This window comes from Streptomyces sp. NPDC058985 (assembly GCF_042740985.1).
In the GTDB taxonomy this organism is placed as follows: domain Bacteria; phylum Actinomycetota; class Actinomycetes; order Streptomycetales; family Streptomycetaceae; genus Streptomyces.
This window is the reverse complement of record NZ_JBHYJX010000043.1, coordinates 25,379-47,207: the sequence shown is the minus strand read 5'-3', so window position 1 is coordinate 47,207 and position 21,829 is coordinate 25,379. Positions and strand designations below refer to the sequence as shown.

At 74.2% G+C, this 21,829-nt stretch carries 22 protein-coding genes and 1 pseudogene; 7 read left to right on the top strand and 16 right to left on the bottom strand.

Annotated elements, in window-relative coordinates; all coding sequences use genetic code 11:
• Nucleotides 1-48: 48 nt before the first annotated feature.
• The 3 genes from ACFW01_RS30055 to ACFW01_RS30045 all read right to left on the bottom strand — a co-directional run bounded on the left by ACFW01_RS30055 (nt 49) and on the right by ACFW01_RS30045 (nt 4,724).
• A complete protein-coding gene (locus tag ACFW01_RS30055; RefSeq protein WP_384508866.1) occupies nt 49-1,356 on the bottom strand; it encodes a hypothetical protein in 1,308 nt (435 codons plus the stop codon).
• A gap of 183 nt (nt 1,357-1,539) precedes the next feature.
• The gene (locus ACFW01_RS30050; RefSeq protein ID WP_384508863.1) at nt 1,540-2,838 is read right to left on the bottom strand and encodes a GAF domain-containing protein; all 1,299 of its coding nucleotides are present in this window, start codon (nt 2,836-2,838) and stop codon (nt 1,540-1,542) included.
• Between the two features lie 242 nt (nt 2,839-3,080).
• The gene (locus tag ACFW01_RS30045) at nt 3,081-4,724 is read right to left on the bottom strand and encodes an acyl-CoA dehydrogenase family protein (protein ID WP_384508860.1); all 1,644 of its coding nucleotides are present in this window, start codon (nt 4,722-4,724) and stop codon (nt 3,081-3,083) included.
• A 99-nt stretch (nt 4,725-4,823) separates the two neighbouring features.
• Here ACFW01_RS30045 and ACFW01_RS30040 point away from each other — a divergent pair, with 99 nt between their 5' ends.
• Nucleotides 4,824-5,957, top strand: a complete 1,134-nt coding sequence (locus ACFW01_RS30040) for a YihY/virulence factor BrkB family protein (RefSeq protein WP_234960067.1) — start codon at nt 4,824-4,826, stop codon at nt 5,955-5,957.
• 32 nt (nt 5,958-5,989) lie between these two features.
• Here ACFW01_RS30040 and ACFW01_RS30035 read toward each other — a convergent pair whose 3' ends face one another.
• Complete coding sequence (locus ACFW01_RS30035; protein ID WP_384508857.1) at nt 5,990-8,425, bottom strand: SpoIIE family protein phosphatase; 2,436 nt, start codon at nt 8,423-8,425, stop codon at nt 5,990-5,992.
• A gap of 209 nt (nt 8,426-8,634) precedes the next feature.
• Between ACFW01_RS30035 and ACFW01_RS30030 the strand changes: the two genes are divergently transcribed.
• Both ACFW01_RS30030 and ACFW01_RS30025 read left to right on the top strand, forming a co-directional pair.
• A complete protein-coding gene (locus ACFW01_RS30030; RefSeq protein ID WP_384508854.1) occupies nt 8,635-9,567 on the top strand; it encodes an AraC family transcriptional regulator in 933 nt (310 codons plus the stop codon).
• A 10-nt stretch (nt 9,568-9,577) separates the two neighbouring features.
• Nucleotides 9,578-10,267 carry a helix-turn-helix domain-containing protein gene (locus ACFW01_RS30025; protein WP_384508851.1) on the top strand — a complete coding sequence of 230 codons (690 nt, stop codon included), beginning with the start codon at nt 9,578-9,580 and terminating at the stop codon, nt 10,265-10,267.
• Between the two features lie 178 nt (nt 10,268-10,445).
• Here the strand turns inward: ACFW01_RS30025 and ACFW01_RS30020 are convergent, their stop codons facing one another.
• The gene (locus ACFW01_RS30020; RefSeq protein WP_384508848.1) at nt 10,446-10,850 is read right to left on the bottom strand and encodes a VOC family protein; all 405 of its coding nucleotides are present in this window, start codon (nt 10,848-10,850) and stop codon (nt 10,446-10,448) included.
• 129 nt (nt 10,851-10,979) lie between these two features.
• Here ACFW01_RS30020 and ACFW01_RS30015 point away from each other — a divergent pair, with 129 nt between their 5' ends.
• Complete coding sequence (locus ACFW01_RS30015) at nt 10,980-11,309, top strand: hypothetical protein (RefSeq protein ID WP_234960072.1); 330 nt, start codon at nt 10,980-10,982, stop codon at nt 11,307-11,309.
• A 27-nt stretch (nt 11,310-11,336) separates the two neighbouring features.
• On the opposite strand, the gene ACFW01_RS30010 is transcribed toward ACFW01_RS30015, so the two are convergent.
• Nucleotides 11,337-11,747, bottom strand: coding sequence for a hypothetical protein (locus tag ACFW01_RS30010; RefSeq protein WP_234960073.1), 411 nt, complete (start codon nt 11,745-11,747; stop codon nt 11,337-11,339).
• Entirely contained in the window at nt 11,744-12,196 is a 453-nt protein-coding gene (locus ACFW01_RS30005; RefSeq protein ID WP_234960074.1) for an SHOCT domain-containing protein, read from the bottom strand. Before ACFW01_RS30005 ends, ACFW01_RS30010 begins: the two co-directional genes overlap by 4 nt.
• An 87-nt stretch (nt 12,197-12,283) precedes the next feature.
• Between ACFW01_RS30005 and ACFW01_RS30000 the strand changes: the two genes are divergently transcribed.
• Both ACFW01_RS30000 and ACFW01_RS29995 read left to right on the top strand, forming a co-directional pair.
• Nucleotides 12,284-12,856, top strand: coding sequence for a potassium channel family protein (locus tag ACFW01_RS30000; RefSeq protein WP_384508843.1), 573 nt, complete (start codon nt 12,284-12,286; stop codon nt 12,854-12,856).
• Nucleotides 12,857-12,889: 33 nt separating this feature from the next.
• Nucleotides 12,890-13,087, top strand: coding sequence for a hypothetical protein (locus ACFW01_RS29995; protein ID WP_064730412.1), 198 nt, complete (start codon nt 12,890-12,892; stop codon nt 13,085-13,087).
• Nucleotides 13,088-13,096: 9 nt separating this feature from the next.
• On the opposite strand, the gene ACFW01_RS29990 is transcribed toward ACFW01_RS29995, so the two are convergent.
• From ACFW01_RS29990 to ACFW01_RS29960, 7 genes and pseudogenes are all read right to left on the bottom strand, one after another.
• Nucleotides 13,097-15,694, bottom strand: a complete 2,598-nt coding sequence (locus ACFW01_RS29990) for a LuxR C-terminal-related transcriptional regulator (protein ID WP_384508909.1) — start codon at nt 15,692-15,694, stop codon at nt 13,097-13,099.
• 106 nt (nt 15,695-15,800) lie between these two features.
• On the bottom strand, nt 15,801-16,694 hold the full coding sequence (locus tag ACFW01_RS29985) for an ABC transporter permease (protein ID WP_234960075.1): 894 nt from the start codon (nt 16,692-16,694) through the stop codon (nt 15,801-15,803).
• Complete coding sequence (locus ACFW01_RS29980; RefSeq protein WP_384508839.1) at nt 16,691-17,659, bottom strand: ABC transporter ATP-binding protein; 969 nt, start codon at nt 17,657-17,659, stop codon at nt 16,691-16,693. The genes ACFW01_RS29985 and ACFW01_RS29980 overlap by 4 nt, the downstream gene beginning before the upstream one ends.
• The gene (locus ACFW01_RS29975; RefSeq protein WP_384508836.1) at nt 17,656-18,006 is read right to left on the bottom strand and encodes a transcriptional regulator; all 351 of its coding nucleotides are present in this window, start codon (nt 18,004-18,006) and stop codon (nt 17,656-17,658) included. The genes ACFW01_RS29980 and ACFW01_RS29975 overlap by 4 nt, the downstream gene beginning before the upstream one ends.
• A complete protein-coding gene (locus tag ACFW01_RS29970) occupies nt 18,003-18,500 on the bottom strand; it encodes a hypothetical protein (protein WP_384508833.1) in 498 nt (165 codons plus the stop codon). The genes ACFW01_RS29975 and ACFW01_RS29970 overlap by 4 nt, the downstream gene beginning before the upstream one ends.
• Before the next feature lie 212 nt (nt 18,501-18,712).
• A pseudogene (locus ACFW01_RS29965) lies at nt 18,713-18,806 on the bottom strand (DUF3105 domain-containing protein); the annotation flags it as partial.
• A 25-nt stretch (nt 18,807-18,831) separates the two neighbouring features.
• Nucleotides 18,832-19,170 (bottom strand): STAS domain-containing protein, encoded by a 339-nt coding sequence (locus ACFW01_RS29960; RefSeq protein WP_384508830.1) that lies wholly within the window; start codon nt 19,168-19,170, stop codon nt 18,832-18,834.
• 140 nt (nt 19,171-19,310) lie between these two features.
• Here ACFW01_RS29960 and ACFW01_RS29955 point away from each other — a divergent pair, with 140 nt between their 5' ends.
• The gene (locus ACFW01_RS29955) at nt 19,311-20,816 is read left to right on the top strand and encodes a carboxylesterase/lipase family protein (RefSeq protein WP_384508827.1); all 1,506 of its coding nucleotides are present in this window, start codon (nt 19,311-19,313) and stop codon (nt 20,814-20,816) included.
• Here the strand turns inward: ACFW01_RS29955 and ACFW01_RS29950 are convergent.
• Complete coding sequence (locus tag ACFW01_RS29950) at nt 20,773-20,961, bottom strand: DUF397 domain-containing protein (RefSeq protein WP_234960081.1); 189 nt, start codon at nt 20,959-20,961, stop codon at nt 20,773-20,775. The genes ACFW01_RS29955 and ACFW01_RS29950 overlap by 44 nt on opposite strands.
• Nucleotides 20,958-21,776 (bottom strand): helix-turn-helix domain-containing protein, encoded by an 819-nt coding sequence (locus tag ACFW01_RS29945; protein WP_384508906.1) that lies wholly within the window; start codon nt 21,774-21,776, stop codon nt 20,958-20,960. Before ACFW01_RS29945 ends, ACFW01_RS29950 begins: the two co-directional genes overlap by 4 nt.
• Nucleotides 21,777-21,829: the final 53 nt, after the last annotated feature.

The window sequence follows — 21,829 nt, the reverse complement described above, 5'->3', positions numbered from 1 at the left end:
CTGTCGATCCCGGGCGGGCGGCCCCCAGGCAGGCCCTCGCCGCGCGGATCAGTCGAGCGCGTCCTCGATCGACCTCAGCGGCAGGGCGAACAGCATGCTGCCGGACTGGGACCAGACCTCGCCGGTCCGCGCCCAGTAGGAGAGGGAGCCCGCCTGTCCGCTCCAGCAGCGCTGCGAGCCGTCGGAGCCGCACTCGGTGGCCCGGGCGCCCTCCGTGTCCTGGCGCCACAGGGTGCCGCGTCCGTCGCGGCCGCCGGCCGCGCGGTCCAGGTACCAGTCGGTGCGTGCGGCGCCCGCCGGGCGGTGCGACAGCACGCCGCCGACCTCGGCCGCCCCGGTCTCGTACGCCTCCACCGGGTCCACGTGTCCGGCGGAGTCGGTGGCCGGGAGGCCGGTGCGGTCCGGGTCCGTGCTCAGCGGGTAGCGCCACAGCCGGGTGGGGCGGTCGCCGTCCGCGGCCACCCGCTCGCTCGCCACCAGGCTGTCGGGGGCGGTGCCGCGGTCCAGCGAGATCGCGCTGGGCCGTGCGGCGTCCTCGGTGTCGGGGAGGCGGTACGAGGCGACGGCGGGCAGTACCCAGCGGTGACCGTTGGCCGCCCAGCCGCCCGGCACCCGGCCGACGGCGGAGGCCGCGGTGGTGGCGCGCTGGACGCGGTCCACCTCGTACACGTACAGCGCGTCGCGGTCTCCGGCGGCGGCGGTGACCAGCAGCTTGTCCTGGTACCAGACCATGCCGGTGACGGGGGAGGCGAGCCCCCGGTAGTCGTGGCCGCCGTCGACCGGGACGGCGAGGAGGGCCGAGGTGTAGCCGAGGTGGTCGGGGTCGTCGGCGTCGACGAACGAGACCCGGGCGAGGCCGCCCTGGGGGGTGCCGTCGTCCCGGGACCAGGCGGAGACGATGACGCGGTGGGTGCCCCAGGTCCCGTCCTCGTCGGCGTCCCCCGAGGTGGTGACCGCGCCGGGCAGCCAGCCCTCGGTGTCGGCCACGTCCCAGCAGTAGGCGCGGGTGGCGGCGGGGGAGACCGGCAGGGACTCCTTCTCTCCCGCGGTGCAGTCGGCGGCGCCGCGCAGGGCGCGGTCGGCGGAGTCGAGCACGGCGTCGACGCCCACCGGTTCGCCCATGGAGTCGGAGAGCCGGTCGAGCCAGGGCCCGGGGACGCGGTGCTCCGTCAGCCGCAGGGCGTCGGTCTCGGCGGCGGAGGTGAGGGGCTTGAGGGTGCCCGGATCGTCGGCGACCGTGGCCTGCGAGGCGCTGATCAGCGTGGCGGCGCCGGTCAGGGCGAGGGCCGCCCCGGTCAGGGCCGCGCGCAGCGCCCGTCCCCGCCTGCGCCGGCGGTGTCTGCCGCGATGCTTCATGGAACCTCCACGGACACCGGACCAACTGCGCTCGACGGTGGACGCGTTGACCGAGGAGCGGATGGGACGGTCAGAAGAGGATGCTACGGCAGTCGGCGGGGTCCGCGGACGCGGACGTTGCAATTATGCGAAATCAACCCGTCTTTACGGCCAACCGGGGCGTTTGCCGGGATACCGCGTGCGTCACGGCACGCCCAGCGTCGCCCGGCCCTCCCGTACCGCCGGAGCGGTGGAGTGGGGGAGCAGGTCGCGGGGGTCGGGCGGGAGGAGGAGCTCCACCTCCGCGGCTTCGCAGAAACGATACGGCCGATGTTCCAGATACGGGCCCAGATACCTGCGGACCCGGGACATCTCGGCCCGTACCGTCACCGTGCGGGCCGGGTCGCCGAACACGTCCTCGGCCAGGCCCGCGGCGCTGCGACCGCCCCGGTGCACGGCCAGCAGATACAGCAACTCGGCGTGCCGGGGACTCAGTTCCCGGGTCCAGTCGCCCGCCCCGCCCAGCACCCGCACCGACCAGCGGCGCGGCTGACCGAGGTCCAGCACGATCCGGGTGGCACCCCGTGCGTCCCGCGGCACCGGCCCCTCGGCGGCCCGCACAAGCCAGCCCCCGGCCAGCGGCTCCACGGTGCACGCCCCCACCGCCGGCAGCCACATCATCCCCGCCTCGGGCGACTTGGGCAGCGCCACCCGGTCGACGTACGGCATGCCCGTCACCGCGGCCGTCCAGCCGTCCCGGTCCGTCACCAGCGCCCGCCCCTCCAGCCGGGCCAGCACCGGCGCGGCCACCGCCCGAAGCCGCTCCAGCGACCGCGCGTGCAGTTCGCGCAGCCGGGCCTCGGCGAGTTTGGCCACCGAGTCGACCCAGGCGAGCGTCGCCGGGTGCATCGTCTCCAGCGGCCCGCTCACGTCGACCACGCCGAGCAGCCGGCCGCTGCGCGGGTCGGTGATCGGTGCCCCGGCGCAGGTCCAGGTCGCCTGGGACCGGACGAAGTGCTCGGAGGCGAAGACCTGTACGGGCCGCCGGGTCACCGCGGGCGTCCCCACGCCGTTGGTGCCCACGACCTCCTCCCGCCAGTCCGCGCCGAGTTCGAACCCGAGCCCGTCCGCCCTGCGCAGCACCGGCGCGCTGCCCTCCCGCCACAGCACCCGGCCGTCGTCGTCGGCGACCACCATGATGTGGTGGGCGACGTCCGCGACCGAGAGCAGCGCCTCCCGCAGCACCGGCAGCACGTGCCGCAGCGCCGAGGACTCGCGCCGCCGCCGCACCTCCTCGGGCGACAGCAGCCCGGAGCGGACGTCGTGGTCGGGATCGACGCCGCTGCGCAGCACCCGGTCCCAGGACTGCTCGATCACCGGCCTCGGGGCCACCGGGGCCTGTCCTCCGGAGAGTCTGGCGGAGCGGACCTCACTGAGCATCCGGGCCGCACGCGCCGCGTCGACGGCGGCGAACTGCGTCACGTCCATCGGCGAGAGCGCCACGGGTTCCTGTCCTCTCGGGAGCCGGATGTCCGTCTCATAGTGACCGCTTGCCCGTGCTCATGAGGGCACAGTCCGCACACGGCCGACAGCGAGTTGCAACCCCCTGCAACCCTGGTGGACGGCCCGGCGGGTGGCCAGACTTGAACCACGCCGTCCCGAGCGGCGTACGCGGCCCGAACAGGCCCGTGTGGCGGGGGTGGTGCCGTGTCGGCGCAGCACCACCTCCGCACCACCTGGCCGGATCAGGCCCCCGGCCGGGCCCGCTCCACCACCGACGCCAGGTCCAGGGTCGGCGGCAGCGTGCCGAAGGCCGCGCCCCCGTCGCCGCCCAGCCGCGCGGCGCAGAACGCGTCGGCCACCTCCGGCGGCGCGTACCGGACCAGCAGCGAGCCCTGGAGCACCAGCGCCAGCCGCTCCACCAGCCGCCGCGCCCGCCCCTGGGCGTCCGCCAGGTCCGCCAGTTCCGTCAACAGGCCCCGGATCGCCGCGTCCAGCCGGTGATCGGCGCCGCGCGCCAGGCCCACCTCCGTCAGGTACGCGTCCATCGCCAGCGGTTCCCGCCCCAATGCCCGCAGCACGTCCAGCGCCTGGACGTTGCCGGCGCCCTCCCAGACCGAGTTGAGCGGCGACTCGCGCACCAGCCGTGGCATGCCGGACTCCTCGACGTAGCCGTTGCCGCCCAGGCACTCGGCGGCCTCCACCACCACCGGCGCGCACCGCTTCGTCACCCAGTACTTCGCGGCCGGCACCGCCAGCCGCAGCAGCGCCCGCTCCCGCTCGTCGCCGTCGCCCGCGGCGTCCTGGGCCGCCGCCAGCCGCAGCGCCAGCGTGGTCGCCGCCTCCGACTCGACCGCCAGGTCGGCGAGGACGTTGCGCATCAGCGGCTGGTCGGCCAGCTTCGCGCCGAACGCCTCCCGGTACCCGCAGTGGTGCACCGCCTGCGCCACGGCCTGCCGCATCAGACCCGCCGAGCCCAGCACGCAGTCGACCCGGGTCGCCGCCACCATGTCGATGATGGTGGGCACCCCGCGGCCCTCCTCGCCCACCCGGCGGGCCCAGGTGCCGTCGAACTCGACCTCGGCGGAGGCGTTGGACCGGTTGCCCAGCTTGTCCTTGAGCCGCTGGATCAGGAACACGTTGCGGGTGCCGTCGGCCAGCACGCGCGGCACCAGGAAGCAGGTCAGCCCGCCCGGGGCCCGCGCCAGCACCAGGAAGCCGTCCGACATGGGCGCCGAGCAGAACCACTTGTGCCCGGTCAGCGCGTACGTGCCGTCCTCGGCCAGCGGCCGGGCCGACGTGGTGTTCGCCCGTACGTCGCTGCCGCCCTGCTTCTCCGTCATGCCCATGCCGAACAGAGCGCCGGCCTTCAGCCGGGCGGGCCGCAGCTCGCGGTCGTACACCCGCGAGGTCAGCCGCGGCTCCCACTCGGCGGCCAGGTCAGGATCGGCGCGCAGGGCCGGCACGGCGGCGTGCGTCATGGACAGCGGGCAGCAGTTGCCCGCCTCCACCTGGGTCCACAGGACGAAGCCGGCCGCGCGCCGCACATGCCCGCCCGGCCGGGTCCAGGCCGCGGTCAGACCGGCCGCGACGCCCTTGCCGAGGAGCCGGTGCCAGGCCGGGTGGAAGTCGACCTCGTCGACGCGGTGGCCGTACCGGTCGTGGGTGCGCAGGACCGGCGGGTTCGTGTTGGCCTGCTCGCCCCACTCCCGCGCCTGGAGCGACCCGCAGCTGCGGCCCAGGCCCGACAGCTCGGCCAGCGCCTCCTCGCGCAGCTCCGGCGCCAGGTGCCGCTCGACGGCGGCCGTCAGGGCCCGGTCGCCGGTGAAGACGTCGTGGCCGACCAGCGGCGGCGCCTGATTCGTCACGGTGTGGGTGCTGCCTGCCATGAACGTGAACCTATCGTGCCGGGGACCTGCGCGGAGCCGGCACCGGCCGGTGGGCGTCCGCGGATGAGTGCGACCCCCGGCGGCGGATACCTTTAGGTCGTGCAGCCAGCAAGTGAATCCCCCGAACGGCCCTCCGGCCGGCTTCATCGTGCCCGGGTCCTGTACCGGAACGTCTCCAAACGCAGGACCGCATGGCTGCTGCTCAAGGACACGGTCAACTCGTGCATGGAGTACCGCATCCTCGGCCTGGCCGCCGAGGCCGCGTTCTTCACGCTGCTGTCGGTGCCGCCCCTGCTGCTGAGCCTCCTGGGGCTGCTCGGCTACGTCGACTCCTGGATCGGCGCCGACACCACCGAGAGCCTGCGCAACAACATCCTGGACGCCTCCCGCGCGGTGCTCTCCGAGCGGGGCGTCAAGCAGATCACCGAGCCGATCCTGGACGACGTGACCAAGGGCGGGCGGCCCGACGTGATCTCCATCGGCTTCCTGATCGCCCTGTGGTCGGGCTCCCGCGCGGTGAACGTCTTCATCGACACCATCACCGTGATGTACGGCCTCGACGGCGTCCGGGGCATCGTCAAGACCCGCCTGGTGGCCTTCCTGCTCTTCCTGGTGGCGCTGCTGATCGGGTCGGTGGCGCTGCCGCTCATGGTGGCCGGACCGGACGCGGTGGTGCGGATCGTGCCCTGGTCGACGACGGTCGTGCAGGTCCTGTACTGGCCGGTCGTGATCCTCCTGTCGGTGGCCTTCCTGACCACGCTGTACCACGTCTCCGTGCCGGTGCGCTCCCCGTGGATCGAGGACGTGCCCGGCGCCCTGGTCGCCCTCGGCATGTGGGTGCTCGGCAGCTTCCTGCTGCGCATCTACCTCACCAGCACCGTCGAGGGCCCCACGATCTACGGCTCGCTGGCCGCGCCGGTCGCCGTGCTGCTGTGGATCGGTGTGTCCGCGTTCGCGGTGCTCGTCGGGGCCGCGGTCAACGCGGCCATCGACCGGGTCTGGCCGGCCGCCGCGACCGCCGCGGCCCGCGAGGCCAACGAGCGGCTGCGCCAGGCCCAGGTCGCCGACTACGTGGCCCGCGCCTCCGCGAACGGCGAGTCGGACCCCGACATGCCCTCGGAGTTCCCGGAACGCTGGTCCCGCTTCCTCCCTCCGGAGGACGTCACGGCCCGCCTGCGCACCCACGCGAAACAGACCCCGCCCGCCAACCACGACAAGCCGGAGGCCTCGTGAGCGGCGCACCGCGCACGTCACCGCCTCCCGCCTCATTCTCGCGAAGCGGACCCCGCACGCGGACGGAGACCGTGCTGTCCCTCCGCCGCCGGAAAGGCCTGCTCGGTCCAGATGGTCTTGCCGGACGGGGAGTAGCGGGTGCCCCACCTCTGGACGAGTTGCGCCACGATGAACAGGCCGCGCCCACCCTCGTCGTCCTCGGCACTGTGGCGCAGATGCGGTGACGTGTGGCCCGTGTCGGCGACCTCGCACAAGAGGGTGCGGTCCCGGATGAGGCGCACCTGGAGCGGTCCTTCGGCGTGTCTGACCGCGTTGGTCACCAGTTCGCTGACGACCAGCTCGGTCGTGAAGGACAGTTCCTCGAGGTCCCAGTGGTGCAGTTGCCGGGTGGCCAGTTCCCGGACGCGGCCCGCGGAGACCGGTTCGGCGGGCAGTTCCCATTCGACGACCTGCGAGGTGTCGAGTTCGCGGGTACGGACGAGCAGCAGGGCGGTGTCGTCTGCCGTCGAGCCGCTCGGCACGAGCTCCGCCACGGCACGGTCGCACAGTTCTTCGAGTGGGGCGTGCCCGTCGCCGAGTACCCGTCCCAGGGTGTCGAGACCGTGATCGATGTCGTGGTCGCGGGCCTCGACCAGACCGTCGGTGAAGAGGGCCAGCAGGCTGCCCACCGGAAGTTCGAGCTCCAGGGACTCGAACGGCAGGCCGCCGAGACCCAGGGGCGGGCCGGCCGGCAGATCGGGAAAGGTCACCCGGCCCTCCGGGTCGACGACCGCCGGTGGCAGATGCCCGGCCCTCGCCATGACACAGCGTCGCGAGACCGGGTCGTAGACCGCGTAGAGGCAGGTCGCCCCCGTGGTCACATCCGCGTGGGCACCGTCCGCCACACCCATCCCGCCCCACTGCTCCTCCGCCGACTGCGCCACCAGATCGTCGAGCCGCGACAGCAGCTCGACGGGATCCATGTCCATCTGGGCGAACGCGCGTACGGTCGTACGCAGCCGCCCCATGGTGGCGGCCGCCTGCAGGCCGTGACCGACCACGTCCCCGACCACGAGACCGACCCGGGTCCCGGAGAGCGGAATGACGTCGAACCAGTCACCACCGACTCCTGTCACGTCGTCCGTGGGCAGATAGCGGAAGGCCAGGTCGACGGCCGACGCCTCGGGCAGCTGCTGCGGCAGCAACTGGCGCTGCAGCGCCAGGGCGGCGGTGCGTTCACGGGTGAACCGGCGGGCGTTGTCGATGGACACGGCCGTGCGGGCGGCCAACTCGTCGGCCAGCGCGACTTCACCGCTGTCGAAGGCGGCCGACTCCCCGTCGCGCACGAAGGTGACGAGTCCCAGCAGGCCGTTGCCCGCCCGGAGCGGTACGACCAGGGTCGTGTTGTCGTTGTCGAGCACCAGCCCGCCCGAGGAGAGGCTGCGGTCCTGCGGCGAACCAGCGGCGTACTCCACGGGTGAGTGGGCTGCGTCGGCGTCGGCCTGCTCGGTGTCCGCCCGCCCGGCCGAGCGGGCGGACACCCGCACCAGAGGCATGGCCGCGGTGCCGCTGGTGGCCGGCATCTCGCCCTCCAGGACCACCCGCGCGAGGTCGACCGTGACCGTGGAGGCGAATGCCGGTACCGACACCTCGGTGATCTTCTCAGCGGTGGCCACCACGTCGAGGGCGGTTCCGATCCCGCGACCCGCCTCGACGAGCAGCGCCAGTCGCCGCTGCGCCCGGTAGCGCTCGGAGATGTCGAACGCGTCCTCGCACACTCCGACGACCTGGCCCTCGGCGTCCTGGAGCCGGTAGTAGGAACAGGACCAGAGGTGCTCCGTGGCCGGATCGCTCGGCGGGCGGCCCCGGAAGTGCAGGTCGAGAAAGGGCTCGCCGGTGTCCAGCACGTGACGCATCACCGAGTCGAGAGTGGGCGGGTGCCCCTTGGTCACGAATGTTCCCTCGGAGTACAGCTCATCGGCCCGCAGGCCGCGGAACTCGGCGAACGGTCGCCCGATCTCCCGTTCGAAGGCGGTGTTGCACCAGGTCAGGCGAAGCTCGGCGTCGTAGATGGCCAGACCGACGGGCGACTGGGTGGCCACTCCGTGCAGCAGCGCCAGTCGGGAGTCCCAGAGCCGGAGATCCCCCAGCTCCGTCGCGACGAGGACACGTACCGCCGTTCCGGCGCCCGGCAGGGGGCACTCGGCGAGGGCGACGATCACCTCGGTGCCGTCCCGGTGCCGGGCGGCGCGTATGTCGTTCCCCCGGTAGCGGGGGAGGAGAGGCGGCAGGGAGGGCGCGGGGCCGGGCGGCAGGAACGTGGTCAAGGGGCGGCCGACGATCTCCTGGGACCGGTAGCCGAAGAGCCGCTCCGCGCCGAGGCTCCAGCCGATGACCGTGTTCCGCGCGTCGGCGACCACCGTGGCCGCCCTCGTGACGTCGAGAGGGCCACGAAAGTCCGCACTCTGGTCCGCATTCCCTGCGCTCATGGCGCCACACCAGCCCCGTTCGTCCCCTACAGAATCCGCTGTCCCCCGGGCAGGCACAACCGCAGCACCGTGCGTCCGAGGAGAGGCGCGCGCTCGCGTGCCGCCCGAGCGGCAGCGCGTCCGTCATGACCTCGGTCGGCTGCCGGGTGCCGCACGTTCCCGTCGCCGGACGGTTCGCCCGCGTACGTGTGCCTCTACGCTGGTCCGCCATGGACGCACTCGCCGGTCTGCTGGAGGGCCCTCGCGCCCGCGGGGCGTTCATGATCCGTGCCTGTTTCGATCCGCCGTGGGCCGTCCGGGTGGAGGACCGGGCGCCGCTGACGGTGATGCTCGCGGTCCGCGGGGACGCCTGGGTCGTGCCGGACACGGGGGAGCGGGTGCGGCTGCGGGCCGGTGATCTCGCCGTCGCGCGCGGGCCCGAGCCGTACACCTGCGCCGACGACCCTGCCACCGCCCCGCAGGCGGTGATCCTGCCGGGCGGGGCGTGCAGTTACCCGGACGGGCGGCCCCTCAACGGCTCGATGGACCTCGGCGTACGCGCCTGGGGCGACCGGCCCGACGGCGCGGTGGTGCTGCTGATCGGCAGCTACCTGGTGCGGGGCGAGATCGGCGGGCGCCTCCTCGACGCCCTGCCCCCGCTGCTCTCCCTCACCTCCGACGCCTGGGACAACCCGCTCACCCCCCTGCTCATGACGGAGGTCGCGCGCGACGAACCGGGCCAGGAGGTGGTCCTGGACCGCCTCCTCGACCTGCTGGTCATCGCCGCACTGCGGGCCTGGTTCGCCGGACCGTCCGGCGAGGCGCCCGCCTGGTACCGGGCCCTGGGCGACCCCGTCGTCGGCCCCGCGCTGCGCCTGCTCCAGGACGACCCCGCGCACCCGTGGACGGTGGCGTCCCTCGCCGCGAAGTCCGGAGTGTCCCGCGCCGCCCTGGCCCGGCGCTTCACCGGCCTGGTGGGCGAACCCCCGATGGCGTACCTCACCGGATGGCGCCTCGCCCTCGCCGCCGACCGGCTGCGCGACAGCGAGGACACCCTCGGCGCGATCGCCCGCCGGGTCGGCTACGGCAGCGCCTTCGCCCTGTCCACCGCCTTCAAGCGGGTGTACGGCGTCAGCCCGCAGGAGTACCGGACACCGGCGTAACCTGGCATCCGTGTACGCGGAACGCGCCTCCCGCCTGACCGGCGCCGTGGTGTGGACCAACACCCCGACCGAGCCGGAACCGGGACGGGTCCTGCCCGACGGCTGCATGGACCTCCTCTGGCACGACGGCCGGCTCCTGGTCGCCGGGCCCGACACCCGCGCCCACCTCACGCAGGGCACCCCGGCCCCCTGGGCGGGCGTCCGCTTCCCGCCCGGCACCGCGCCCGCACTCCTCGGCGTCCCCGCCCGCGAGCTGCGCGACCGGCGTGTCGACCTCGCCGACCTCTGGCCGGCCGCCCGCGCCCGGCAGCTGGCCGCGCGGGTGAACGCGGCCGCCGATCCGGCGAGCGGACTGGAGGAGGCCGCGCTGTCCAGGGCCGCCGAGGCGGAGCCCCCCGACCCGCTGCTGCGCCGCATCGTGGCCGCCCTCGACGCGGGCCGCCCGGTCGCCGCCACCGCCGACGAACTCGGCATCGGCGCCCGCCTGCTGCACCGGCGCTCCCTGGCCGCCTTCGGCTACGGCCCCAAGACCCTGGCCCGGGTACTGCGCCTGCAACGCGCCCTCGCCCTGGCCCGCGCCGGCACACCCCTCGCCGAGACGGCCGCCCGGACGGGCTTCGCGGACCAGGCCCACCTGACGCGCGACGTACGGGAGCTGGCGGGCGTCCCTCCGGGGGAGCTGGTCGGTGTCCGTGGCTAGCGGGGGGACGGGCGGGCGGTGTGGCCGTCGCGGTGGCCCGGCGCGGTGTGCCGCCGTGCGCAGGCGGCGGCCCGGTGCGGTGTAGCGCCGTGCGTAGGCGGCAGCCCTGACCGGCTTCGCCGACCAGGCCCGTCTGACCCGGGACGTGCGGGAGCCGGCGGGCGTCACCTCCGGCGACCTACTCGGCGGTCGGCGCCAGTGGTGCGAACAGGTCCACCCCGTGGCCGTCCGGGTCGCCCAGCACGGCGTACCGCTGGCCCCAGTCGGCGTCCCACGGCTTCTGCTCGCCGTGGCAGCCGGCGGCGGTCAGTTCGGCGTAGAGCGCGTCGACCTCGGCGGGTGTGTCGCAGAGCAGGGCGAGGGAGTGGCGCCCGCCCCCGGCCGGCGGCTCCCAGCCCGGCATGAAGGAGCGGACGGACTCCTCGGTGTCCAGCAGCAGCCGGATGCCGCCCGGCAGTTCGGCCTCCGCGTGCGGCTGCCCCTCACAGCCCTCGGGGAACGCGAAACCGAGCCGGCGGTAGAAGGCCACGGAGGCGGACATGTCGGAGACGACGAGACTGATGGCGTTGAATCGTGCGGTCATGACGACACCGTAAGCGGGGGGCGCAGCCCGGGTCTTGAAGGAAACGGACACGGCAGGACGCGGCCCCGTTGGCTCAGGAAGTCCTCAAGCCGCTTGATCCCAACGGGCCGTGGCGTCGACGATGACCGCATGTTCGGACGCGGCAAGACACCGGAACTCAACGTACTCGTCCTGCGGGACGCCGACGTCGTCGCCCACGGCATCCGCCGGGCGCTGGCCACGGCGACGCCCGAGGAGCGGCCCGGACTGGAGGCGGCCGCGGCCGTCGTCGAGCGGGCCGCCGCCGCGTCCGACGCGGAGCTGCGCGCCCGCTGGGTCCACGAACGCCTCGCCGCGGCCGGCCACGAGGGCCCCGTCGACTCCGTGCAGGCCGTCAAGACCCTGCGCGAGGCGGCCCCCGGGCTCACCCTGCTCTCCGCCGTCCAGCTGACCAAGGACGCGGCGGCGCACCGGCCCTGAGGGGCGGCCGGTGCGCCGGGAGCGGTGTCAGTCGTCCTGCCGGACCACGCACAGCGCCCAGATGATGAACGCCGACATCGCGATCACCACGATCGACCAGACGGGGTAGTAGGGCAGCGACAGGAAGTTCGCGATGAGGACGAGCGCCGCGATGCCCACCCCGACCACCCGCGCCCACAGCGAGGCGCGGAAGAGGCCGAGCGAGACGAGCACCGCCGCGATCCCCAGCGCGAGATGGATCCAGCCCCAGCCGGTGAGGTCGAACCGGAACACGTACTCGGGCGTCGAGACGAACACGTCGTCCTCGGCGATCGCCATGATGCCCCGGAAGATCCCGAGCAGGCCCGAGATCATCAGCATCACGCCCGCGAAGGCGGTCAGCCCGCCGGCCATCGCCCCCCGGGTCGTGTGCGCGCGTGCGCCGTGGGTCGCGGTCATCGTGCCTCCTCGCGTCCGGCCGGCCCGGAGCCGCTGAGCACCAGCTCCTTGGCCCTGCGGAACTCCTCGTCCGTGATGTCGCCGCGGGCACGGATCTCGGAGAGCCTGGCCAGCTCGTCCACGCTGCCGCTCCGCCCGTGCCCGCTCCCCGCCGTCTTGCGGATGTAGTCGTCGATCTCCTCCTGCCGGGCCCGTACATGGGCGTGCTCACGGCGGCCCATGCCCTTGCCCCGGGCGATCACGTAGACGAGGACGCCGACGAAGGGCAGGACGATGACGAACACCATCCATCCCGCCTTGGTCCAGCCCCCGAGGTCGTCGTCGCGGAAGATGTCGGTCACGATGCGGAAGAGCAGGATGAACCACATGATCCACAGGAAGAACCAGAGCAGCGACCAGAAGACGCTGAGCAGCGGATAGTCGTACGCCAGAAGCACCTGTCCGTCCATGTCCCACAGTGTCGTGACGGCGCGGGCGCGCGGGATCACCCTCTCCGGGTGATCCGGCACGGCCGTGTCCGGCGGTGTGATGACGCTGTGGACGAACCGGTGGACGACCGGGCGGGCCCCGACCCGCCCACCGGGTCGGTGGCCCGGCGCAGGCGGGCGACGGCCGTGGCCCTCGCGCGGGCCGCGGGCGTGACGACGGGCCTGTTCGCCGCCTACTACCTGCTGCCGCTGGACGAGCGCCCCACGGCCGCCACCTGGGCGGCGTTCGTGTGCGGCCTGGTCGCGGTCGTCCTGGTCTTCCTGTGGGAGCTGCGGGCCATCCTGCGCTCCCCGCACCCCCGGCTGCGGGCCGCGGAGGCGCTGGCCGCCACGGCCGTGCTGTTCCTGGTGCTGTTCGCCGCCTTCTACTACCTGCTGGAGCGGGCCAGCCCCGGCACGTTCAGCGAGGCCCTGACCAAGACGGACTCGCTGTACTTCACGCTGGCCACGTTCGCCACCGTCGGGTACGGCGACATCGTCGCGCGCTCGCAGACGGGCCGGCTGGTGGTCATGATCCAGATGGCCGGCGGCCTGCTCCTGGTGGGCGTGGCCGCCCGGGTACTGGTGGGCGCCGTGCAGACCGGATTGCGGCGGCAGGGCCGGGAGACACCGCCCGACTGACCCGGGCGCCGATCGCAGGAGGGAGGCGGGGCGATGCGCTACGAGATCCGCGTGGACGGCCATCTGTCGACCGCGCTGGCCGGGGCCTTTCCCGAGCTGGAGCACGTGGAGATGGGCGGCCAGACGGTGCTGTACGGAGCCGTCGTGGACGAGGGTGAGCTGTACGGGCTGCTCGACCGCTGCCAGTCCCTCGGCCTGCGCGTGCTGGAGCTGCGGCAGCGCCCGGTGTGACGGGCCGGCTCACAGCAGGTGCAGCTCCCGCGCCCGGCGCACGGCGTCGGAGCGCCGGTTGACGGACAGCTTCCGGTAGGCGTTCTTCAGGTGGGTCTTGACCGTGTTCACCGAGATGAACAGGTCGGCCCCGATCTCCTCGTACGACATCAGCCGCGCGACCCCGCTCAGCACCTCCCGCTCCCGCAGGCTGAGGTCGGGGACGACCGGCGGGGCGGGCGGCGGCGCGGGCGCCGGATCCAGCAGCGGGCGTATCCACGGGCCGGTGTCGAGCAGCGGGCGCCGCAGCCGTTCGCGGCGTGCCTCGCGCACGGCCTGTTCGACGAGCCGGCGGGCGGTGCCGGCGTCCCCGGCGGCATCGGCCGCCCGCGCCCTGAGCAGCGCGGCACGCACCCGCACCGCCGGCCCGGGACGGCCCCGCGCCGGGAACGCGTCGAGCCGTCCGAGCGCCGCCTCGGGGAAGCCCGCGGCATACTGGACGCCCGCCGCCTCCACCGCGCACATCGCCGGGCCCGGCGGCACCCTCCGCAGCAGGGCGCAGGCCGCCCCGCGGTGCCCCTCGGCCTGGTGCGCGGCGGCGGTCAGCACGGTGCGGTGCGCCTCCAGCCAGGGTGAGGCGGTCACCCCGGGCACCGGCCGCCGCAGGACGTCGAGGGCGGCGCGGGTCCGGCCGCGGGCCAGCAGCAGCCGGGCCCGGGTGGCGGCCCCGAAGCCCGCGCACACCGGGTCCCGCACCGCCTGCTCCCCGCCGTCCGCCGTGTCCAGCCACGCCTCGGCGCGTTCGAGTTCGTCGCGCTCCACGGCCACCGCGGCGAGCACCACCAGGGCGATGCCCGATCCGCACCCCGGCGGCAGGCTGAACCGCCGCCGCAGCGCCGTGGCCGCCAGTGCCCTGTTCTCGGCGGCCGAGGGGCGGCCGTCGAGGTAGTCGAGCAGGGCGAGGTGGCCGAGCGCGTCCTCGCGGGCCGGGGCCGTCGCCGCCCGTTCGTCGCCGCCCGCCACGGCCGCGAGACCGGCGCGTGCCTCGTCCAGGTGCCCGGCCCACAGCAGGGTGCAGCCCACGTGTGCCCGCAGCAGGGCGAGCACTTCCGGGTGGCTCTCCCGCAGCCCCTCCGGCACCTCGCCGAGCAGCCGTCCGGCGTCCCCGGCCGCGGTGGCCGCGTCCCCGGGCGAACCGGTGAGCCGCGCCGCCAGCGCCCGGAGCAGCGCGCCGCACATCCGGGTGGCGGCCGGGGCGTCCGCGGGCAGCGCCCGTTCGGCGTGGAGCAGATGGGCGAGTCCGCCCTCGGGGTCGGAGCGGGCGAGCCGGCTCGCCGCGCGGACCAGCTCGGCGGCCGGGTCGGTGGCCGTGGCCGGCATCCGCGCGAACAGCGCCGCGAGGTCGGGGGAGCGCAGCCCGGTGAAGAGCTGGCCGACGGCGAGGTCCCCGAGCAGGGCCCCGGCGGTGAACTCCCAGTCGTCGGCGGCGGCCCCGTGCCGCAGGGCCTCGGTGAGCCGCCCGTGCCGCCGCAGCCAGCCCGCGGCCCGCCGGTGCAGCTCGGCCTCCAGACCCGGCAGCCGCTCGCGCAGGTGGGCGCGGAGGATCTCCCCGAACAGCGGGTGGAGCCGGTACGAGACGTCCCCCAGGTACTCGACGAACGCGTTCTGGCGCCGCAGCCCGGCCAGTACGGACTCGGCGTCGCGGCGCCCGGTCAGCGCGTCCGCCAGCTCGGGCGGGAAGTCGCCGAGCACGCTGACCCGCAGCAGCAGGCCCCGCGTGCCGGGACTCTGCCGGTCGAGCACCTCCGCCAGCAGGAAGTCGGCGACGGCCGAGTGCCCGGCCTCGAACTCCTTCAGGTACCGCTCCGGGTCCGCGCTGTCCCGGGCCGCCAGCGCGCACAGCCGCAGCCCCGCGGCCCAGCCGCGTGTGTGTTCCACCAGCCCGAGCGTGGCGTGCCGGGGGAGCCGCAGGCCGTGCAGTCCGAGCAGTTCGTCGGCCTCGTCGGGGGTGAAGGCCAGATCGGCGTTCCTGATCTCGGTCAGCTCACCGGAGGCCCGGTAGCGGTGCAGGGGGAGGCGGGGTTCGTTGCGGGTGACCAGGACGAGGCGCAGCCCGGGGCCGGCGTGCCGCAGGACGAACTCCAGCTGCGCCGCGATCTCGGGGTCGGTCACACGGTCGTACTCGTCCAGCACCACGGTGACCGGCCGGTCCCGCTCGCACAGCGCGCCGGCCAGCCGCGCGGGGAACAGGGGGTCGACGCGGTCCCCGCAGGCGGGCGCCCCGACCTCGGGCGGCACCGGCTCCCCGGCGGTGCGCAGCGCCTCCAGCACGTACGCCCAGAACGTCCCGCCGCCCTGGTGCCCGGCGTCGTTGGTGAGCCAGGCGACAGGCCGCCCCGCCCGGGCCGCCCAGTCGGCGGCGAGCAGGGTCTTGCCGGCTCCCGCGGCGCCGCTCACCAGCGTCAGAGGCGTGTCCTGACCCGCGTCGAGCCGCCGGGTCAGGCGCCGGCGGCGCAAGAACGTGGTGGGCAGCGCGGGCACCGCGGTACGCGTACGCAGGAACGGGCCCGCGCCCGGATCGTGCCCCGGCGCCACCGGCTCGCGACCACTCTGCCTCTCCCAGGCCATGGCCAGCACCACCTTCGCCGTCACCGCTCCGCGAGAAGCGCCTCCGCCCTCTCAGCATCGCAGCGTTCCCACGACGCGGCGCGCCGAGGGCGGGGCCCTGCGTGCCCTACCCGGCCAGCGCGCCGCTCTGCTCCGCCTTGCGGATGCCGGCGCTCAGGCGGGAGCCGGACTCCCGGCGGGCGGCGCGGCGCAGCAGGGGCACGGCGAGGAGGAAGCCGAGGACGGCCCAGGCGGTCAGGACGAGGGCGACCATGGGCAGCTCCCAGGAACCGGCCGCCTCGGCGGCGCGGGCGCTGTCCGGCAGCAGCGCCGAACGCAGGCCCTGCGCCATCCACTTGAGCGGGAAGACGGAGGCCGCCTGCTGGACCGGCACCGGAAGCGACGTCAGCGGGAAGACCGCACCGGACGTGAACAGCAGCGCCATCGCGGGCAGCATGATCAACGCCAGCGCCTCGCGCGGGTTGGGCAGCACCGCGCCGATCGCCGCGCCGAGCGGCACGACGGCGAGCAGTCCGAGCGTGGTGACCCACAGCAGCGTCACCCAGCCCGCCGCCCCCTGCGGCAACGGCCCGTCCACCAGCAGCGCGGCGAGCGCCAGGAGGACCGCCAGGGTGGCGACCGTCGTGACGACCACCAGCAGGGACTTGGCCACCAGGTAGGCGAGGATGCCGCCGGGTGTCGCGCGCAGCCGCAGCAGGGCGCCCTCCTCCCGCTCGGTCACCAGCATCTGCGGGAGGCTGATCAGCCCGATCTGGAACATCAGGTAGGCGGCGAAGCCGGCGAGCACCAGGTGGGCCATCGGCGTCCGCGTGCCGGGCACGTCGTCGCCGACGAATCCGGCGACGACCAGCGCCACCACCACGTTGCTGAGGTGGCCGGTCATCTCCTTGGGGTTGCGCAGCAGGTGCCGCAGTTCGATGCCGCCGCGCTGGAACCCGGCCCGCCAAGGGGCGCGGACGGCGCGGCGCGGGCCGTCCTGCGCCGGGTGTGTCTCAGTCATGCGGCCCGTTCCTCGCTCTTCTTCGTGATCCCGTCGGAGCCCTCGGAGCCCTCGGAGCCCTCGGAGCCCTCGGAGCCCTCGGCGGCGTCGGCGGCGTCGGCGGCGTCGTCTGGGCGGTGCACCATGTGCAGGTACGTGTCCTCCAGCGTCGGACGCCGGACCTCGAGGTCGGCGATCGGGCCGCCGGCGTCCCGGTGCAGCTCCCAGACCAGCCGCGAGGGGTCCGCGGTGCGTTCGCGGCGGGACGTCCCGTCGGGGGCGGTCCAGCGGACCTCGGCCCGCGCGGCGGCCCCCCGGGCCAGTTCAGCGGGCGTGCCGTGGGCCCGGATCCGGCCGCCGACCAGCATCGCGATCCGGTCGGCGAGCCGCTCGGCCTCGACCAGGTCGTGCGTGGTGAGCAGGACGGTGACGCCCTCCTCGCGGGCCAGCCGTTCGACCAGGAGGTGGAACTCGTGGCGGGCCTCGGGGTCGAAGCCGGTGGTGGGCTCGTCCAGGAACAGCAGCTCGGGGCGGCCGACGATGCCGAGGGCCACGTCCAGCCGCCGGCGCTGGCCGCCGGACAGCCGCTCCACCTGCCGCCGGGCCTGCTCGGTGAGGCCGACCAGGTCCAGCAGCTCGGCCGGGTCGCGCGGGTCGGCGTAGTACGCCGCGAAGTGGGTCAGCAGTTCGCCGACTCGCCAGCGGCGGTGGTCGCGCCAGGACTGGAGGACCAGCCCGATCCGCGCCCGCCAGGCGTCGTCGCCCCGCTCCGGGTCGGTGCCGAGCACGCTGACCTCGCCGCCGGAGCGCTGCCGGAAGCCCTCCAGGATCTCGACGGTGGTGGTCTTGCCCGCGCCGTTGGGCCCGAGCAGGGCGAGGACCTCGCCGCGGTGCACGTCCAGGTCGACGCCGTGCAGGACGCCGACGGCGCCATACGCCATGGTCAGGCCGCGGGCGCGGACCACGGGGGCGGGTGACGCGGTCATCGTGCCGCCTCCGCCGGACGGGAGCCCTGCGGCTCGTCGTTGTCGTCCTGGGGCCCGGCGCCCTGGACGATGGCCCGGAGCGCCGCCACGTGCCCCTCGAAGGCGGTGCGGCCCCGGTCCGTCAGCCGCACCTTGGTGCGCCGTCTGCGGCCGGCGCCCTCCTTGTGGATCTCCAGGTACTCGGCCTCCTCCAAGGTGTGCAGCTGCTTGGAGAGCGCGGAGTCGCTGAGCGAGAGGCTGTCGCGGACGAACGCGAAGTCCGCCCACTCCGTGGCGGCGAGCAGGGCGACCACCGACAGCCGGGTGGCGGGGTGGATCAGCTCGTCGAAGCCGCTGGGCACGCTCATCGGCCCGCCTCCGCGCCCGCGCCCCGGCCGCGCAGCGTGCCGGTCGCCCAGCGGTTGGCGGGGCCGACGAACAGCACGAAGACGGCCGCCGCCGCGGTCGCCTGGATCACGCTGCCCGCCAGTGGCTCCAGGGGCTGGGCCAGCCGCCCGGTCAACACCGTCACCCCGCCGACCAGCACCGCGCCCCCGGCGAAGGTGGCGACCGAACGCCAGTCGTAGCGGGAGTGGTGCAGCCGCACCCTGCCCCGGCTGGTGTGCGTCACGACCATCCACGCCAGCAGCGAGAGGTACGCGACGGCCGCGAGCGCGACGCCCCACGGGGGCGGCTCCAGGCCCTGGGCGGCCAGGAAGAGCCACATGAGCCCGGCCGTGCCGTACGTCGTACGGGGCCCGCCGGACGCGGACCGCTCGACCTCGTCGTACACCCGCTCCTGCGGCACCCGGATGCGCTGCAGGTCCTGCCATGCCTGTTCGGCGTTCACCGGTGCGCCCACGCCCGCCGCCTCCCCTTCCGCGTCTTCCACTTCCACGACTTCACGTCCAGCTTTACTTTCCTGTCGGGAAAGTTACTCTTGACTTTCCCGACAGGCAAGTCGGAGTGGACGGAGGGAAGAGGCCATGCAGAAGGCCCGCTCATCGTCGAGGACCTGACGCTGCTGATGTCCGACGACGCCTCGGGCGACCGGCTCGCCCAGCGCGGGATGGTGCTGCGTCTTCTTGACCTTGGCGGCCAGCTTCTCCACGTCGGCCTTCGGGGCCGCGTCGGTATACGTCACCCACACCGCTCCGTGCTCCAGCGAAAGCCAGCCGTGGTCCTGCGGCCCGTCACTCCGCGTAGGTGACCACGGTGTCCAGCCCGGCCTGACGCAGCACCCGGTGGACGGCCGGGCGCGCGCCCCGGACGGTCAGGCTGACCGGCTCGGGCGCCCGGGTCACCGCCCGCATCAGCGCGTACGCGGAGGCCAGGTCGATGTTCTCCAGACGGCTCATCTCCAGGGTCCAGTCCGTGGGCTCCCGCAGCCGCGGGTCCAGGAGCAGTTCCTCCAGGACCTGAAGGGCATGCGAGTCGAGGGTGCCGGAGAAGGCCAGCACGGCGTGGCGTCCGCCCGCCTCGGCGATCCATACGGGCGCGTTCTGAGTGGAGCGATGAGGATCGACGGTCACGACGGCCTCCTGCGCAGTGCGGGCGTGCGTGGCTTCCATTGTCCCCCAGCCGGCCCGAAGCGGACGGTCCGGAATAGACACGGCCGTGGTGACGCTGTGCCATGAGCGGTACGGGAGTGCGGCGAAGGGCTGGTGGGCACATGACGGCAGACCGGAAGAAACCCGTGGTCAGCACGGTGTACGGGGCTGTGCGCGGCCGGTACGAGAACGGGATCGCCGTCTTCCGCGGCATCCCCTACGCCGCCCCGCCCTTCGGCCCGCTGCGCTTCCGCCCGCCCGTGCCGCCCGAGCCCTGGGACGGCGTGCGCGACGCCGGCCTCTTCGGCCCCACGGCGCCCAAACCGCCCTACTCCGAGGCCTTCGCCCAGTACCTCTCCGACCCGGCGATCCCCGGCGACGACTGCCTCAACCTCAACGTCTGGACCCCCGAGCCCGGCCCCGGCGCCCGCCTGCCCGTCCTGGTCTGGCTGCACGGCGGCGCCCTGACCAGGGGATCCTCCGCGGTTCCCGTCTACGACGGCGCCACCTTCGCCCGGGACGGCGTGGTCTGCGTGTCGGTCAACTACCGCCTCGGCGTCGAGGGCTACGGCCTCTTCCCGGACGCCCCCGCCAACGCCGGCCTGCGTGACCAGATCGCCGCCTTGGAGTGGGTGCGGGCGTCGATCGCGGCCTTCGGCGGCGACCCCGACCGCGTCACCGTCGCCGGGCAGTCCGCCGGCGCCATCAGCACCGGCGCCCTGCTCGCCGCGCCCCGGGCCCAGGGCCTGTTCCGCCGGGCGGTGCTCCAGAGCGGCGCGCCCGAGGCCGCCGACCGCGACAAGGTGCGGCGCATGGTCCGCCGGATGGCCGCCCGCCTCAGGATCCCCGCCACCGCCGAGTCCTTCGCGGCCGCCGACCGCGCCCAGTTGCTGCGCGCCCAGGCCGAGGTGGGCCGGTTCAGCAGCCCCGTCCTCGGCGGCCCCGCCTTCGGCATCGTCGTCGACGGCGACGTGATGCCCCACGACCCGCTGGACGCCCTCGTCGACGGCGACACGGCCCGCGACGTCGACCTCATGATGGGCTGGACCCGAGACGAGTACCGGCTCTGGCTGGTCCCCGGCGGCCTCCTCGAACGCGTCGACCGCCTCGGCGCGGTGGCCCTCGCGGGTGCGCGCGCCCGCTGCCACTGCGGCAACGAGGTCGTACGCGGCTACCGTGCGGCCCACCCCGACGCCGGTGCCGCCGAGACGGTGGGGCAACTCGTCACCGACCACCTGCTCCGCGTCCCGCTGCACCGCGTGGCCGACGCGCGGCCCGGCTCGTCGTACGTCTACGAGTTCGCCTGGCCGTCCACCCTGCCCGGCCTCGGCGCCTGCCACGCCCTGGAACTGGGCTTCGTCTTCGACTCGGGCGCCTCCCCGGACTCCCGCAAGCTCGCGGGGGAGGGCGCCCCGCAGGACCTGGCGGACGCGATGCACGGCGCGTGGGTCCGCTTCACGGAATCCGGCGACCCCGGCTGGCGCGCGTGGGACGCGACGCACCCCGTCCAGGTCTTCGGCGAGGGCGAGCCCTACGTGGCGTACGGGCCGCGCGACGCGGAGTTCGACCTGTGGAAGGCGGACGTCACCATGCGAGGAATGCGGTCCAGACGCTTGGTGCGACGGTGATGTGGGGGGTGGGGGTGTCGGCGTCGGCGGCGGTCTTGGAGTCGCGGATGTGGATGGCGGTGGGGTGGGTGGCGACCTCGACGCAGTTGCCGCCTTCGTCGCCGCTGTAGCTCGATTTGAACCACCGAAGGTCGGTGCTGCTCATGACTCCCCCAGGAGACGGTCCAGCAGATCCCTCGTGTCCTCGGGTGTGAGGGCCTGTGACCGCAGCATCGCACACTTCTGAGTAAGGATGGCCACCTCGTCGGGATCAGCGATCAGTTGGCTTCCGCGTTGGTTCTCCGTGTACGCGAGCCGCTGGTGGTCAGGGGTCTCCAGCAGTACGAAGGAGCCGTTCAGCCCTGCGTGGCTCGTGCGGTCCTGAGGGAGCACTTGGAACATGAGCCCCGGCAACTCCGAGCACCTTCGCAGGTGTTGGAGCTGCTCGATCCAGACCTCTCGCCCGCCGATCGGCGCACTCACGACCGGCTCCCAGACCACGAAACACGTGATCGGAGGGCTCTTCCGGTACAAGATGCCCTGTCGATCGATCCGTGCGCTCGCGAGGCGGACGATCGTGTCCTCCCCATAGAACGGAACTCGGCTGCGGAACACCGCGCACGCGTACGCCTCCGTCTGGAGCAGCCCCGGCAACACCTGGTTCTCGTAGGACGAGATCACGATGGCCTCGCGCTCCCGGTCGAGGAACTCCTCCGCCCACAGCGGAACGAGATCCACCTCGGGCATCTTGCTGAGGGCGATAGACAACGCGCCCTTGGTGTCCAGGAGTTCGTCGAGTTGCTCGGCGAGATCCGGCTTCAGTGGGCGCCTGCCCTGCTCGATCGACGCGATCTGCTGCTCGCCGATGACGAAACGCTCGCCCAGAGACCTCTGGGTGTGCCCGGCCGCCTGCCGGTAGAGGGCGAGCAGCGCACCCACCATCTTCATCGCGGAGGCGTTCCTCCGTGTCGTCGTCCCCATGAGGTCGAACTCCCCACCCACGCCCGTACGTCCACCATCGAGCGCCCGTACAA